General features: G+C 35.3%; 13 protein-coding genes. 12 read left to right on the top strand and 1 reads right to left on the bottom strand.

Annotated elements, in window-relative coordinates; translation table 11 throughout:
* Positions 1–37 precede the first annotated feature (37 nt).
* The 5 genes from HVS_RS14725 (at position 38) to HVS_RS14705 (ending at position 9,016) form a co-directional block, all read left to right on the top strand.
* Complete coding sequence (locus HVS_RS14725) at positions 38–1,711, top strand: peptide ABC transporter substrate-binding protein (RefSeq protein WP_101300224.1); 1,674 nt, start codon at positions 38–40, stop codon at positions 1,709–1,711.
* Between the two features lie 128 nt (positions 1,712–1,839).
* Positions 1,840–3,279, top strand: coding sequence for an ISLre2 family transposase (locus HVS_RS14720; protein WP_235827484.1), 1,440 nt, complete (start codon positions 1,840–1,842; stop codon positions 3,277–3,279).
* Positions 3,280–3,996: 717 nt separating this feature from the next.
* Positions 3,997–4,773, top strand: coding sequence for an RNA polymerase sigma-I factor (gene sigI / locus HVS_RS14715; protein WP_242971597.1), 777 nt, complete (start codon positions 3,997–3,999; stop codon positions 4,771–4,773).
* On the top strand, positions 4,770–7,079 hold the full coding sequence (locus HVS_RS17575) for a PA14 domain-containing protein (RefSeq protein ID WP_101303547.1): 2,310 nt from the start codon (positions 4,770–4,772) through the stop codon (positions 7,077–7,079). Before sigI ends, HVS_RS17575 begins: the two co-directional genes overlap by 4 nt.
* Before the next feature lie 140 nt (positions 7,080–7,219).
* The gene (locus tag HVS_RS14705) at positions 7,220–9,016 is read left to right on the top strand and encodes an endo-1,4-beta-xylanase (protein WP_101303544.1); all 1,797 of its coding nucleotides are present in this window, start codon (positions 7,220–7,222) and stop codon (positions 9,014–9,016) included.
* 151 nt (positions 9,017–9,167) lie between these two features.
* Here the strand turns inward: HVS_RS14705 and HVS_RS14700 are convergent, their stop codons facing one another.
* A complete protein-coding gene (locus HVS_RS14700; protein WP_101303541.1) occupies positions 9,168–10,688 on the bottom strand; it encodes a Ppx/GppA phosphatase family protein in 1,521 nt (506 codons plus the stop codon).
* Positions 10,689–10,899: 211 nt separating this feature from the next.
* On the opposite strand from HVS_RS14700, the gene folP reads away from it, so the two are divergent.
* The 7 genes from folP to HVS_RS14665 all read left to right on the top strand — a co-directional run bounded on the left by folP (position 10,900) and on the right by HVS_RS14665 (position 15,905).
* A complete protein-coding gene (gene folP / locus HVS_RS14695) occupies positions 10,900–11,751 on the top strand; it encodes a dihydropteroate synthase (protein ID WP_101303539.1) in 852 nt (283 codons plus the stop codon).
* Positions 11,752–11,844: 93 nt separating this feature from the next.
* A complete protein-coding gene (gene folB, locus HVS_RS14690) occupies positions 11,845–12,231 on the top strand; it encodes a dihydroneopterin aldolase (protein ID WP_242971596.1) in 387 nt (128 codons plus the stop codon).
* Entirely contained in the window at positions 12,221–12,721 is a 501-nt protein-coding gene (gene folK, locus HVS_RS14685; RefSeq protein WP_101303537.1) for a 2-amino-4-hydroxy-6-hydroxymethyldihydropteridine diphosphokinase, read from the top strand. Before folB ends, folK begins: the two co-directional genes overlap by 11 nt.
* Positions 12,722–12,856: 135 nt before the next feature.
* Positions 12,857–13,465 (top strand): hypothetical protein, encoded by a 609-nt coding sequence (locus tag HVS_RS14680; protein ID WP_101303535.1) that lies wholly within the window; start codon positions 12,857–12,859, stop codon positions 13,463–13,465.
* A 125-nt stretch (positions 13,466–13,590) separates the two neighbouring features.
* Positions 13,591–14,598 (top strand): biotin--[acetyl-CoA-carboxylase] ligase, encoded by a 1,008-nt coding sequence (locus HVS_RS14675; protein ID WP_101303533.1) that lies wholly within the window; start codon positions 13,591–13,593, stop codon positions 14,596–14,598.
* 198 nt (positions 14,599–14,796) lie between these two features.
* The gene (locus HVS_RS14670) at positions 14,797–15,084 is read left to right on the top strand and encodes a hypothetical protein (RefSeq protein ID WP_101303531.1); all 288 of its coding nucleotides are present in this window, start codon (positions 14,797–14,799) and stop codon (positions 15,082–15,084) included.
* Between the two features lie 47 nt (positions 15,085–15,131).
* Positions 15,132–15,905, top strand: a complete 774-nt coding sequence (locus tag HVS_RS14665; protein ID WP_101303529.1) for a type III pantothenate kinase — start codon at positions 15,132–15,134, stop codon at positions 15,903–15,905.
* Positions 15,906–15,923: the final 18 nt, after the last annotated feature.

Below are 15,923 nucleotides of genomic sequence, written 5' to 3'. Positions count from 1 at the left end.
TGTATTGATAAAAATATAAATCAGGGAGAGATACGTTTTGAAAAAGAGGACGTTATTGCTTGTTGTATTTATATTCATAAATGTGCTAATAACAGGCTGCAATGTGGATTTAAACAGTCTTTTGGGTGAAAATTCAGGTAACGATTACAGTTTTTTAAATAATGATATAGATGATATATTGGATACCGGGCCTGTAAAAAGCGGTGTATTGAACCTGTTTTCCACCGCTCCCGATACTCTGAATCCGATATTGACGGCTAATGCCTTTGTCAAGGATTATTCTTGCTTTATATATGAAAGTCTTGTTAAGCTCAATGATAAGCAAAAACCCGTACCGGTGTTGGCAGAGAGATGGGAGCCGTCTGAAGGCGGAAAGGTGTGGACTTTTTATTTAAGGGACAATGTTTACTGGCATGATAACATTCGTTTATCGGCGGAGGATGTGGAATTTACGGCAAGTACCATAGTGAATGCCGGTTCCAAAAGCCCCTATGCCTCCAGCTTTAAAAATGTTGTAAGCTTTTCGGCTGTTGACTCAAAAACCTTCAGGGTTGAAATGGACGGTCCCAATTCCTTTACTCCCGAGCTTATGACTTTTCCCATAATTCCAAAACATTATTACTTGGGGGAAGACATTATGAATACGCCAAAAAATGACAGACCTATCGGGACAGGGCCGTATAAATTTGTAGAGTATAGAGAGAACGAGTTTATAAGACTTGAGGACAATGAGAGCTGGTGGAAAAATTCCGATACAGATGAGAGCGGGCTTACCTTGCCGTATATCACGGAGATTAATATAAAAATATACGGAAAGGACAGTTCTGTAACCAATGCCTTTCAGTCCAGGGAAGTTGACATGATCATAGCCGATACAAAGAATTGGATCGGTTACAGCGGAAGATCGGATATAACTCTTAAGAAATATGTGAGCAACAGGTTTGAATTTATTGCCTTTAACCTGTCCAACAAAATTCTCAAGGAAAAAGAAGTAAGAAAAGCGATAGCCTATGCTGTTGACCGGAGCAAGCTTGTAAATGATGTTATGCCCGGTGAGGCAGTGGTGTCGGACTTGCCTGTAATTCCGGATACATGGTTGTATGATACAAACATTGTTTCCTATGAAAGGGATGTTGAAAAAGCAAAGCAAATACTTAATGACAGTGGGTGGACGGAGAGAAACGGTGTTTTATACAAGAGGATAAACGGTGTTAATACTTCTCTTACTCTGGAGTTATTGGTGAATACCGATAACGAACGTAGACTCGAGGTGGCAAAGGAAATACAAGGCCAGCTTCAGGAAGTGGGAATTGCTCTGAATATCAAAGAGGTAACATGGGAAGATGAGCTAAATAAAGTAAAATCCGGTAAGTTTGATATGGCTTTTGTTGGATGTAATGTGCCGTCAATACCGGACATATCCTTTTTGTACTCATCGGCTGAAATCGGAACGGGTATTAATATTGCCGGCTACGAAAATGAGATTGTAGATAGTTATTTGTCTATGATTTTACGGGAAACAGACTCATCAATGAAGAAAGCATATTTTATTAACATGAAAGAAGCAATATACGAGGATATGCCGTATCTCGGATTATATTTCTTTTACGATGCGGCTATATACAACAAAAGAATCAGGGGAGAGTTTAACCCTTGTATATGGAGCAAGTATGATAATTTTGCAAAATGGTATATACCTGATGTGGAATAGTTTTAAAGTTAGCGTAAAGTTATTGTAGGGAATGAGACATAAAATACCATATATAATTGAAAAGAAGATGACATCCTGTTAAGATATTAATTAAGCAAAAATAATAAATAGAAAGGATGACATCTTCTATGTATAATAGTATACAACATTTTAATGAATTTGGGGTAAAAAGAATTGAAAAAAAGATAAAAAATTTTATTGAAGAAGGAAAAGACTTAGCTGATCTTGTTCTTGGTCTAAAAGAAGATTTATTTAAACTTGGACGCGATATACTTAAAGAAGTGCTTGAAGATATGGATGAATATTTCCGTAACTGTGAAATAAGGAAACAGTATTGGGAAATTATAAGAAAAGATAAAACAGCTATTTTAACGACATTTGGAACACTAAGTTATAACAGGACATATTTTAAGCATAAGGAAAATGGTAATAGACAACACCTAGTCGACAGGATTGTAGGTGTAGAACCACATGACAGAGTAAGTGCCGATGTTGTAATTAATGCAATAGATGAAGCAGCTGACAGCAGCTACAGAAAGGCAGGAGAAAAGGCGACATATATTGATGAAATCAGCAAACAAGCAGTGATGAATAAAATACATAATATTGAAATAGTTGAGCCTGAAATAAAAGTAGATAAAAAGAGAGAAGTAAAAATATTGTATGTTGAGGCCGATGAGGACCATGTAGCATTACAACAAAAAAGTATATTGAGACAGAATGAGAAGGGCAAGAGAAATACAATTATGCCAAAACTTGTATATGTGCATGAGGGAATTGACTTTGAAAAAAGTAATAAGAAGAGAAAAGTATTAAAGAATGTTCGATATTTTGGGGGAGTGTATAAGAATTCAGAAGATTTGTGGCTTGAAGTATCGGAATACATATATAAACAATATGACGTTGATTTTTTAGAGACGGTGTATATATCAGGAGATGGGGCGTCATGGATAAGGCAAGGAGTTAACTGTCTTTCAAAAAGTAAATTTGTACTTGATAGATACCATCTTCAAAAATACGTAAGAGTTGCGACCACACATTTAAATGATGAAGCAATAAGCCAAGATTTACAGGAGGCTTTGAATTTATCTGATAAAAAAATGCTAACAAAGGTTTTTAAAAAGATAATTGAAAAGACAGGCGATAATGAAAATAAAATAAAGGCTATAAAAAATGCAAAGCGATATATTTTAAATAATTGGGATGGTATAGAAATAAGGTCAAACAGAGGAATAGTGGGTTGTAGTGCTGAAGGTCATGTGAGTCATGTATTTTCATCCCGTTTAAGTTCAAGACCTAAAGGCTGGTCGAGAAAAGGTGTAGAAAAGATGTCAAAGCTAATAATATACAAGAAGAATGGCGGTAAGGTATATGACATAGTTATGGCACAAAAACAAAAAAAGTTAGCATCTAGTAGGCAAGAAATTCAGGAAAAATTAATTAAGGAATTAAAGAAGTCATCAAACAGGTATGAGAGTGTATGGAATAGTAATTTAACTGTTATTCATAAGGGGTGTAAAACTGGTTTATATAAAGAATTAAGGCGTATTATAGGTATATGCGGATAGGGATGAGGTAATAATAAAGCAAAAATTACGGGAAAGTTTACAAGTAAGCCTATCCAATAGGAATTATACATATCTGGAAAAAAGACAAAGAAAAAGAAAAAACATAAAAAAAGAAAAAGAAAAGAAAAAAGCAAAACTTTAGTACCATGACCCGCGAAGCCCTACTACTTGTCAAGGCCGGGCTTTGCCCGCTTGTTTTAGCCTTGACAAAATGGAAAATGGTACAATAGAAATACTTTTTTCTTTTAAAAGTAGCGTTAAAATGTGAAGGAACATAGATAACAAAACGTACTAATTTGTCACAAGTATTGAGTAAAATGAATTCTTTATAGAAAGAAAGAGTTATATGGAATAATAGACAATAAGTTAGAGGAATTATAAAAGAAAATAAGGCTCAAAATGATGTAAAACACTTTCGTTACTAAGAGACCGTTATTTGAAATAGTTGCACAAATAAAAAATGGGATGCCATCTACTTTTCTTTTTCCTACAATAAATTGACGCTATCGAAGGGACAAATGGCTATGGAATTAATTTAATTTAGATGATAAAATATAATCATGAGATATAAACAGATAAAAAAAGATGTAAAAGAATAAAAACATATAAAAATATTAAAAAAAACGAAAGAGATAAGATAAAGAGGGCTTTTTAAATTTATTTTTGATTTATTTTATAGGGTTTATTTACCCGGGCGGGGTTGTATTATATAGGTATATGTATTTTTCTGGAAGAGGTGGTATGGTGATTATCATTTTTACTGTCTATAATTCAGACGGGGAATCTGTTGCGCAAACTATAAAAAGAATAAAAGAAGGAGACAACGAGGCCAGGGAAAAATTCATTAAAGATTACATACCATTTATTTTAAAAGTACTTTCAAAGGATATTTTTGAGACCTCTAACATAAAAAATTGCGATGAATACAGTATAGGATTGATTGCATTCAACGAAGCTATTGAAAAATACGATTCCAAAAAAAGTTCCACAGGATTTAATTTTTTTAGTTTTGCAGAACAGGTAATAAAAAGAAGAATAATAGATTATTTCAGGTTTAAATCAAAAAGCAGGCATGAACTTCCCTTTTCATATTTAGAAAATGATGAACAAAATTATGAAGAAAGATATTTAAGAGATGATACAGGGTCAAAGTTTGAAAGAATTGAATTATTTCAAGAGATAAAGCACTACAATAAGAAATTAGAATCCTTTGGAATGAAAATCAGCGATATGCCTAAATACATGCCTAAACACAGAGATTCAAGAGAAATGTGTATTAAAGTAGCACGAAAGATTGTTGAGCATAAAGAAATATACAACAAACTAATCACCAAGAAGTACCTCCCTATTAAAGAATTAACAAAAATTGTAGATCTTCATCCCAGAACTTTACAAAGAAATAGGAATTATATCATTTCATTATGCCTTATATACGGCAATGATTATGAGCATCTAAAGTCCTACTTGGGAAGCTCGAAAGAGGTGGTTAAATGAGATTAAAAGGCTTAATTATGGACATTAGCGAGCATACAGTTACTGTTTTAACTAAAGATAATGAATTTTACAAGCTGAAAAGAAGACCTACTATGTACAAATCTCAGGAAGTGGAATTTAAAAAATCCGATATTATAAATTTAACTTACTACATGAAAAGGTTTTCAATGGTTGCGGCTTGCTTTATATTGATTTTATCGGGACTAATGTTTAGCGGCATTGTTCCTTTTTGGAGTGTAAATAGTTCAGAAGTTTTTGGATATGTAAGTCTTGATGTAAACCCTGGTATAGGGTTTGAAGTAGATGAAGGACAAAAAATATTAAGGCTTTCATATTTAGAAGGTTTACCAGACAACTTCGGGGAGGAATTAGCCCTTGAAGGAATGGAAATTAGTGAAGGACTGTTTAGCATAATAGAATATTACAAAAAAACAGGTATATTAAGGGATGGGGAAGAAAACTATGTTTTGCTCGCAGGAGCAGTTAATGATAAAAATAAAACAGCCAGAAAAGATATGGACGGTGCAGAAAGCAAAATAATGGATAGTTTAAAAAGTTATAGAAACACAATAAGAGAAGAGTTTCCTAATATAAATATGTTGGTTATAGAATCTAATGCAGAGCAAATGAAATTGTCAGAGAAAAATCATATTTCAATGGGGAAATACACTATATTCACCGAAATTAACCAAGGAGAAGGCGGTATTTCAATTGAGGAGTTTAAAAAATTATCCTTAAAGGATATTATTGAGGAATATATGAAGCTTGCAAAAAATAATCCGGATTCAGACGAAGAAGCTAAAACAACACCGGATGTAACAGCTGTTCCGGAAGATACGCCGACACCTAAATCCGGTGATTCTACAGAAGAAGATGTGACAACTCCTGATGAGTCCCGGGAAGAAGTTACTTCAACACCTGAGGTAACAGATGAATCAACAGATGAAACAACGTCTGAGGCAACACCTGAAACGACACCCGGAACAACACCGGGAGATGTACCTGCAGCAACAATGCCTGAAACAACAATGCCTGCAGTAATACCACCTTCAACAGAAACACCTGCAGCAACACCTGATTCTACTTCGAAGCCACAAAATACACCAACTACAACACCAACAGTAACGCCAACCAGAACTCCAACGGTAAAACCAAGTGAGACGCCGGAGCCGGATGAGACACAAAAACCAAGGCCGACACCTAGTATAACACCTACTACAACACCTACTACAACACCAACAAGCACACCGGTGCCACGTGAGACGCAGAGACCAATGCCAACATCAAGTTCAACACCAATAATAAGACCAAGTGCTACGCCAACACCGGGTGAGACACAAGACCCAAGGCAAACGCCTGACACAAAGCCAACTACCACGCCAGGGGACCAGGAACCGGAAGATGTTGGTACAGGACTTAGAGGAGAATATTATAACAATCCGGATTTTACAGATTTAGCCGGAACCCGCATAGATCCGGAGATAAACTTCAATTGGGGAAGAAATCTTCCGCATCCGGATTTAAATGATGACGGATCCCTTAGCATCCGTTGGGAAGGGCAGATAAAGGTGGAAAACACTGAGATGTATACCTTCTACATTAACAGGGGCTATGGCGTAAGATTGTGGGTTAATAATATAATGGTTATAAATGAATGGACTAAAGACATATGGGGAATGTCAAGTTTTGGACATATATTCCTTATAGGCGGTCAGAAATATAATATTAAACTTGAGTATCATGATTTTAATAACTTTAGAAACTATGGAAATATGAAATTAGAGTGGAGCAGTCCAAGTATATCCAGGGAAGTGGTTCCGCAAAGAGTACTGTTTCCATCTGAAAAAACATTGAGCATGCCTAAAGAATTGCAGGGAGATGGAAACGGTCTTAGGGGTGAGTACTATAATGGCATGAATTTTATGGATTTTAAGGCAACAGTAGTAGACCCGGAAATTAATTTTAACTGGGGGATCTACCCACCCCATGAGTCAATATATAACAACGGAGTTTACAGTATAAGGTGGACAGGCAAAGTCCAGCCCCCGGACAGCGGGGAATATACATTTTACGTTACACATAGTAGCGGCGCCAAATTGTGGGTTGACGGTAAATTGATAATTGATGAGTGGAATGCCATGTGGGAAGTAACAAGTACAGGGAAAATTTACCTTGAAGCAGGAAAGAAATATGATATATACCTGGAATACAATAAAAACATGGGCAACGGGACAATAAGGCTTGAGTGGGAAAGGCCGGGTATGGCCAGGACTGTTATTCCACAAAGCCAGCTGTATTCAGAATAAAATTTATCATTTTGTTAAAATGGCTACTTATTAAAATGTTATAAATTAATGTTATAAATTTTAAAATACCAATAATTTTAATGGATGACTAAGCCATTAAATAATGGCAGTCAATATAAATAAAAAGAGGAGGAGATGTAATGAAAAAAGCTTTCACAAAGGCTGGAATTTTACTTTTGGTTGTATCAATTATTATGACCATGGTAATTTTCACCGGTAACAACCTGCCAAAAGAAGTTTCAGCCAGCGCAACTGCATATGGTGACTTAAATAGCGACGGGGTAATTGACACTTTAGACTTGGCAATGTTATCAAGGTACATAATGGAGATAACCGATACTTTACCGGTGCAAGAAAAGGTAGCGGATCTAAATGGGGATGGGGTTTTAGACTCAGTGGATGTATCGCTGATGAGCAGATACATACTTGAGATTATTGACAAATTCCCTGTTGAATCAGAAGGTGGAACCAAGCCTACATCACCACCGCCACCGCCAACCAAGACACCTGGTCCAAATACCAAGGATGCCTTTAGGAAAATTGAAGCTGAAAACTTTGACGAAACAAACTCAACAACAATCCAAACTGTCGGAACAGGAGACGGGGACAATGCAATAGGCTGGATTGAGCCGGGAGACTATGTTGTGTACAAAGATTTAAACTTTAGCCCAGGTGCTAAATCAATGGAAGTATATGTTGCAACTCAAAACGATACAGTTGACATAGAAATAAGACTTGACAGCCCTGATGGTAATCCGGTAGCTATACTGACAGTTGAAAACACCGGTGGATGGAATTTCTATCAAAGGGCATCTGTAAACTTACCAACAATTAATGGTGTATATGATTTATACCTGACATTTAAAGACTCAGTTAATGTCAATTGGATTCAATTTTCAACAGATGAAGCAACACCACCGCCGACACCAACACCTGTACCTCCTACAACGCCTATTAATGGAACTACATTAAAAGAGCTTGCGGAAAGCAGGGGAATGTATATAGGAACATCTGTTGGAAGCGTATTCCATCAGAAAAATGACTTAATGTACTATGAAGTACTAAAGAGAGAATTTAATATGGTTGTAGCTGAGAATGAAATGAAGTTTGACACTATACAGCCGGCAAGAGGACAGTACAACTTCGGACCTGGAGACAGACTGGTTGAATTTGCAGAAGAACATGGAATGGCAGTCCGTGGACATACATTGATATGGCACAATCAAACACCGCAGTGGCTGGAAAACGGAAACTGGACACGGGATGAGCTTCTGGAAATTATGAGAGAGCATATATACACTGTAATGGAACACTACAAAGGAAAGATTATACATTGGGACGTTGTGAATGAGGCAATTTCTGACAATAACGGTGCTTTAAGAACCCACGATTCCATATGGATGAGGGTTATTGGTGAAGACTACATTGAATATGCATTTAGATTTGCAAGGGAAGCAGATCCGGACGCATTGCTGTTCTACAATGACTACAACATATCAGATATGGGCGGTGTAAAAGCGGATGCTTGCTATAACCTTGTAAAGAGACTGGTTGAAAAAGGAGTACCAATTGACGGGGTTGGATTCCAGGGTCACTATATTAACAATATGCACCCAAGTTATATACAAAACATTGACAGAAACGTAAAACGTTATGCAGATTTAGGTCTTAAAGTTGCATTTACAGAAGTTGATATTAGAATGAATGAACACGGAAGCGATTATGATTTACAAGTGCAGGCGTCAAACTATAAAGATGTGGTTTCTATAGCAGTGAACAATCCTAATGTAGATACATTTGTAATGTGGGGATTCACTGACAAATATTCATGGGTACCACGTGAATTCCCGGGTCAGGGACGTGCATTGATCTTCGACGAAGAATATGAGCCAAAACCAGCGTATTTTTCAGTTGCAGAAGCACTTAAGAAGAGATAAAAATTTAAGAAGAGATAAATTTTAAAATTAAAAAGGGCTGTTGCAGTTAAGAAATTGGTGCAGCAGCCCATTTTTATTAACAATTTCCCTTAACGTCTCTTACAGTTTAACATTCTTCATAGCTTAGCATCTCTTACAACTTAATATCTGGTCATAATATAGTCAGGGATTTCCCAAAACATTTTTTGAACAAATCATTATATTCATTGGAAAGGCTTAACTCAAGTTCAGCATCCCCGTCTTTAATTGTTTGAATTTTAACTGAGGCATCCAGTATTTGACACTCTAAGGATTGTATTACTCCCGTCTCACTTCTGTCAAGACACTCTGCAAGTTTTAAAAGTACAGAAAGCTTTTCATATATTTCAATATCACCAGGCAAAAGAATAGATGAATATTTATCCTGCCAGTCATCATTAAAGGGCTTGTCTGTATGGGAAGCGGCTATTGCGGAAATAAGGACGGTTTCCCTCTGGGTAATGCCGTTTAACCTGGAATTTAATATAATGTAAAATGAATGTTTGTGATGTTCGTAGTAGCTTATGGAAATACCAATGTCATGTAGAAGGGAAGCCACCTTAAGAAGCTTTCTCTCATCTTCTCCTAATTTGTGAAGGGGTTTTAGCTGGTCAAATAAAGACAATGAAATAAAGCAAACCTGTTCTGCGTGTTTATGCCTTATACCGTAAAGGTTCATATAGCTGGAAAGGCTTAATGAAAGAGCATCATTTTGAGGTATTAGCTTGGAATTTGAAAAAATATGTTCATAGAGAATGCCCTCCCTAAGGCCAAAACCGCTTATCACAAGTTTGGACGGGGAAATTGCAGATATTATAGCATTTAAAATGGCAAGTCCCCCTACTATTATGTCATTTCTGTTTTTGGAAACACCGCTGATTTTTTTTCTGGATTCTAAATCAGTATTTTTTAACATATTATATATAAACTGAAAATCCTCTATACTCATCTGGTAGTTATGAGTTTTGTTTAGAGGGTAATTTATGTGATTCCTGTGGATTTTGCCAAGGTTCCTGATTACACCGCCTACACCTATTAAAACCGGGTTTTTTTCTTCAAAAAGCCAGTCTGATTCAGACAAAAGTTCTTTGATGTAGCTGTGCAGGGCGTCAAGTTTATGGGGTGATATGGTATTTTTGTCCAAAAACTTTTCTGTAGCAACAATAGAACCAATGGGCAGGCAGACATAGTTTTTCATATGTTTATCTTTAAACTTTATTATTTCAGTGCTTCCTCCGCCAATATCCACAATTATACCTGCATTTATGTCCATGGAATTGGCAATGGCTTTATACACATACAGACATTCTTCCCTGCCTGATAGAATTTTAAAGTTTATTCCTGTGGAATTGCTGAGAAGCTTTAAAAGGTGATCCCGGTTTTCTGCCTTCCGCATAGCAGCAGTAGCCACGCCGATTATTCTGTTGGCACTGATTTCATGGGCAGCACAAAGTTTTTTATATAGCTTAATGGTTTTTAATGTCCTGTGCATTGCCAAATCGTTTAAGTATTTATCACATACCATATTTTCCATAAGCCTTATAGGGTCGTTAATATCGTCAATTAACCTGAAGGCACCGTTTTTCCCAACCTCAAAAACCACCAGTCTCACTGAGTTTGAACCTAAATCAATTATTCCTACTTTTTTTGGCATTTGTAATCCCACTTTTCTAATTATAGTTATATAAAATTATAGTTATATAAAAATTTTGTTTAAAAATTTCACTTTGTAAATTTTTAATTGTAATTTTGTCAGTTCTTCATTGTAATAATGTAATTATACCACAGAAAGCAAATGCCCCAAAATACTTTAATAATTTTACTATTTTTATTATAATAAATATATTGGAAGGAGAGAAAAACCTATGGTTAATACAATAAATAATCAAATTAAAGGAAAGCCGGAATATTTTCAATGCGGGAAGTATAAACTCCCAATCGGGGAAAGAACATATATAATGGGAATACTAAATGTAACTCCCGACTCTTTTTCTGACGGGGGAAAATATACAGATATAGACAGCGCCGTAAAAAGAGCTATAGAAATGGTAGAAAATGGAGCGGATATAATTGACGTGGGAGGTGAGTCCACAAGGCCGGGATACCAGCCTGTTGACCCTCTTTCTGAAATGAACAGGGTTGTTCCTGTTATTGAGAGATTAGCTAAAGAAATAAATGTTCCTATTTCTGTAGATACATCAAAGGCGGCTGTGGCAGAGAAGGCAATTATGGCCGGGGCGAGTATTGTAAACGATGTCTGGGGTATGCAAAGGGACAAAAACATGGCTGAGGTTGTTTCTAAAACAGGTGCAGGGGTTGTTGTAATGCATAATAGCCATAGTGAAGAATATACAGATTTAATGGGGGATATAATAAAATTTTTAAAAGAAAGTATCAGGATAGCAGGAAATGCCGGAATACACAGAGAAAGAGTAGTTGTGGATCCTGGTATAGGATTTGGCAAAACCCTTCAGCACAATTTAGAGGTGATGAGAAGGCTTAAAGAGTTGGATTGCTTAAATGTACCAGTATTAATTGGAACTTCAAGAAAGTCCCTTATTGGAAATGTACTAAACCTTCCTGTAAACGAAAGGCTTGAAGGAACGGCAGCCACTGTAGCATTGGGAATTGCAAATGGTGCAGACATAGTCAGGGTTCATGATGTAAAAGAAATGACCCGGGTGGCAAGAATGACAGATGCCATAGTCAGGACTTAATGTCATTTTATGGTTTTAGTATATTTAATATAGTTTTAGCACATTTAATATTGAGGTTTAGCATATTTGATATTTGGCAGAAATTTAATATTGATGGAAAGGGTGATTTTTTTGGACAGCATTATTTTAAAAAGCATTAAACTTCATGGTTATCATGGGGTGCTGCCAATTGAAAGGGAAAACGGGCAGACCTTTAAAATAGATGTAGAGCTGTTTTTGGATTTGAAAAAGGCGGGGGAAAGTGATAACCTTGAGGACACAGTGGATTATTCAAAAGTCTATGATATTGTAAAAAGAATTAATGAAACCAACAAATTCCGACTTATAGAGAGATTTGCCCATGTAATTTCCCAGGAAATAATGTCGACATATAAAGAAGTACAAGAAGTAATAGTATCTATTAGGAAACCCCAGGCACCTGTTAAAGGGAAATTTAAATGGATGGGAGTAAAGATAAAGAGGTCAAGGAATGAAGCATAATGTTTTTTTGTCCCTTGGTTCTAACGTGGGAGACAGGGAAGAATATCTAAAGATGGCGGTAAAGGAAATTTCCTCTTTAGAAAATGTGGAGCTTCATAAGATATCAGATATTTATGAAACTGAGCCTTGGGGATATTCTAAGCAGCAGGATTTTTTAAACATGGCAGTATCAATTTACACAAAATTAGATGCTGAAGTTCTTCTTAAGGAGCTACAAAATATAGAAAAATTTTTAAACAGAAAAAGCACAATTAAATGGGGACCTAGAACTATAGATATTGATATACTGCTTTTTGATTTTTTAAAACTGAATTTAGAGCATCTTAAAATACCTCATCCTTTAATGTTTGAAAGGGCTTTTGTATTGGTGCCCCTAAAGGAAATATATGAAGGAGACGAGATTTTTGGAGTAAACATTGATGAAATGATAAATAAGTACAGGGAAAAGCAGGGAGTAAGGCATTATAAAGAATTTGAATTTTTACCATAGAAAAATTCACCCGGATAAGAGTTAAAGATTTAAGATCTGACCTTAAATCTTATTAATATATAAATTAAGCATAAAAAGCATAAAAAATGTTATATTGAGGTGTTATAATGACGAAAGGGTCACGGAGGTGTCTCTATGGTAGAAGTATACTATTATGTGCCCGTTGAGGAGATTGAAAATGCCGTAGAGTGCGGGTTAAAGCTTTCAAAATGGTATGACAAGGAAGTTTTAATTGGTTTGGAAAAAACCAAATGCATTTCTGCGCTTTTAAATCCTAAAGACGATATGGAAAAATATAATTCAGATAAGCTGGTATGTGTTAAATTTGAGTTGTATCAAAGATACTGCTATGTAGCGGACAGGTACTTATATGAAGCAGGGCTTGTTCATGAAGAAATTATGAAGCTGTATTTAGATTCCATTATGCCTGTAGAAAACTACACTTTTGGTTTGTACAGAATGCCTGAATGCCTTGTAACAAGCACAATTATAGGGGACCAGGTGAGTATTTTAGACAAGAGGATGGATTCTCCGGTCTTGTATGACAACTCCGAAGAATTGTACGTAAATAATATAGTGGAAGACTATAAAAATGCCCATTCTGACTTTTATGATACTTTGCTATATCATTATTATTCGCACCTGGCAGAAAACAAAAAGCTAAAAAAATACGAAACTGACAAAACGGTGGTTTTTGTTGATGAAAAAATACAAAGACCTTTTGTTGTAAAAAAGCCGGTTTAGCCGTCAAAATATATTTATTTCATGTTATGTTTTAGTTCTATATATTAATTATTTTTTATTAAAGATAAACTATTTAAAGATAAATTATATTTTAAAGACAATTTAAATTTCAAAGAGGGTTGGAAGTGAAAAATAAAGTTTTAAAGAAACTAAAAAGTGCAGAAGGAAAATATGTTTCAGGAGAGCAGCTAAGTGAGTATCTTGGTGTCTCAAGGACATACATATGGAAGTGTATAAAAGAACTTAGGGAAGAAGGATATGTCATTGAATCTTCCCCTAAGGTAGGGTATAAATTGACTTTTATTCCGGATATTATAAATAGCAAAGAAATAATGACAGAAAGGGAAAGTAAAATTTTAGGTAAAAATGTCATCTATTTTCCACAAATTGACTCAACAAATAATTATGCAAAAAAAATAGCCCAGGAGGGGTGTGAAGAAGGTACAGTTGTTATAGCTGACCTACAGACATCCGGAAGGGGCAGGCTGGGAAGAAAGTGGAGTTCTAAGAATAAAAAAGGGATTTTAATGTCAGTTGTGCTAAAGCCTGAAATATCTATAGAAGAACTGCAGATTATCACACTAGCAGCTTCCGTTGCTGTGGTTGAAACTGTGAAAGAATTGATAGGTATTGGCTTGGGTGTAAAGTGGCCAAATGATATAATATTAGACGGGAGAAAAGTTTGCGGCATTTTAACTGAAGCCAGCATGGAAATGGATAAAATTAATTTCGTAGTTTTAGGTATTGGTCTGAATGTCTGGCATGAAAAAGAAGACTTTCCCGATGAGCTGGAAGAAAAGGCCACATCATTATCAATTTATATGAAGCAAAAAAGCCAATTAAATGATATAATTATAAGAAGAAGCAGATTAATTATAAGGATATTATATAAACTGGAAGAACTATATGACAAGATAAACAAAGGAGATTTAGGCTCAATAACGACTCTTTGGAAGAAATACTCTGTTACTTTAGGTAGAGAAGTACTTATTTCAGTTAAAGGTGAACAGCATAGTGGAATAGCTATAGATATAACAAATGAAGGTAAACTTGTTGTTGAGTGTACCGATGGAAGCAGAAAGGAAGTGTTATCAGGTGAGATTTATGTAAAAGGTCTTTTAGGGTATCAGTAAGTTTAGTGGTTTGACCTGTTACAACAAAACCTTCCTAAGTTTAACAAAATACAAAAACCAATTATAAACATAAAAGAAAAGGGGGTTATTACAATTAATAGTAATAGCAAAGGGAATAATTATAATAAAAACACCAGGATAAACGGTGAAGGCAGCGACAGAACAAAAGACTATCAAAAGAAAAAGAACGGTGATTCCATGACATCTAAAAGCAGTAACTCAAAATTTCAAAATAGAAATAAAAAAAGCAGCTATAGCAAAAGTAATAATTACAAAGACAGCAGCTTACATAGAAGTGCTAACTACAACAAAAGGGATTATAGCAGTTCAAAACAAAATTATCAAAACAGAAAATCCCATTACAAAGATCCGGAAAGGATTAAGGAAACTGAAACCATTGCAGATATAAGGTCAGATATTGAGAGAATAGAAAAGGAAATAAGACTTGAAATAAAAGAAATAAAAAGTTTAAAACTTGGTGTTTAAAAACTAAAAAAATTTAAAAAAGAAGGTAATAAAAGAAGGTATAGGAAATGATACTAGTTTTAGATGTGGGAAATACAAATATAACATTAGGAGCTTATGAAGGAAAGAAACTCATTAATTACTGGAGAATGAATACCGACAGAGGGATATCATCAGATGAATTTGGTATGTTTGTACTGGATTTATTGAGATATGAAAATATTAAAGTTTCTGATATAGAAGCGGTAGTTATAGCATCTGTTGTGCCTCCCATTATGTATTCGTTAGAACACGCATTTAAAAAATATTTCAAATTAAAGCCCATTGTTGTAGGTCCGGGTATTAAAACAGGAATTAATATTAAATATGACAATCCAAAGGAAGTTGGTTCAGATAGAATTGTAAATGCAGTGGCTGCATGTACTATATACGGGGGTCCTGTAATAATTGTTGACTTTGGCACAGCCACTACTTTTTGTGCTATATCTTCTAAAAATGAATATCTTGGCGGGGTAATTTGTCCGGGAATTAAAATAGCAGCAGAGGCTTTATTTCAAAAGACCGCCAAACTTCCCCGGATAGAAATTGCAAAGCCTGATACTGTTATAGGCAAAAATACTGTGGCCAGTATGCAGTCAGGAATGGTATACGGTTATGTTGGAAAAGTAGATTATATAGTCAGGCGGATGAAAAAAGAAATGAATGAAAACAACGTAAAAGTAGTTGCCACAGGGGGAATGGCAAGGTTAATAGCCAGCGAATCTGAGACAATTGATGAAATAAATGGTCTTATTACATTGGAAGGTTTGAGAATAATATATGAAATGAATAAACAAAATTAAAAATTTAGAAATTTAATG

The sequence above is a fragment of the Acetivibrio saccincola genome (assembly GCF_002844395.1).
In the GTDB taxonomy this organism is placed as follows: Bacteria; Bacillota; Clostridia; order Acetivibrionales; family Acetivibrionaceae; genus Herbivorax; species Herbivorax saccincola.
Note: the sequence above shows the minus strand (reverse complement) of the source record. Positions and strands in the feature narration are given on the sequence as shown.

Bases quoted from the DNA above. Each gene is read 5' to 3' on its own strand.
- HVS_RS14720 (WP_235827484.1), top strand. From the start codon at position 1,840: ATGTATAATAGTATACAACATTTTAATGAATTTGGGGTAAAAAGAATT.
- sigI (WP_242971597.1), top strand. From the start codon at position 3,997: ATGTATTTTTCTGGAAGAGGTGGTATGGTGATTATCATTTTTACTGTC.
- HVS_RS17575 (WP_101303547.1), top strand. From the start codon at position 4,770: ATGAGATTAAAAGGCTTAATTATGGACATTAGCGAGCATACAGTTACT.
- HVS_RS14705 (WP_101303544.1), top strand. From the start codon at position 7,220: ATGAAAAAAGCTTTCACAAAGGCTGGAATTTTACTTTTGGTTGTATCA.
- HVS_RS14700 (WP_101303541.1), bottom strand. From the start codon at position 10,688: ATGCCAAAAAAAGTAGGAATAATTGATTTAGGTTCAAACTCAGTGAGA.
- folP (WP_101303539.1), top strand. From the start codon at position 10,900: ATGGTTAATACAATAAATAATCAAATTAAAGGAAAGCCGGAATATTTT.
- folB (WP_242971596.1), top strand. From the start codon at position 11,845: ATGGAAAGGGTGATTTTTTTGGACAGCATTATTTTAAAAAGCATTAAA.
- folK (WP_101303537.1), top strand. From the start codon at position 12,221: ATGAAGCATAATGTTTTTTTGTCCCTTGGTTCTAACGTGGGAGACAGG.
- HVS_RS14680 (WP_101303535.1), top strand. From the start codon at position 12,857: ATGGTAGAAGTATACTATTATGTGCCCGTTGAGGAGATTGAAAATGCC.
- HVS_RS14670 (WP_101303531.1), top strand. From the start codon at position 14,797: ATGACATCTAAAAGCAGTAACTCAAAATTTCAAAATAGAAATAAAAAA.
- HVS_RS14665 (WP_101303529.1), top strand. From the start codon at position 15,132: ATGATACTAGTTTTAGATGTGGGAAATACAAATATAACATTAGGAGCT.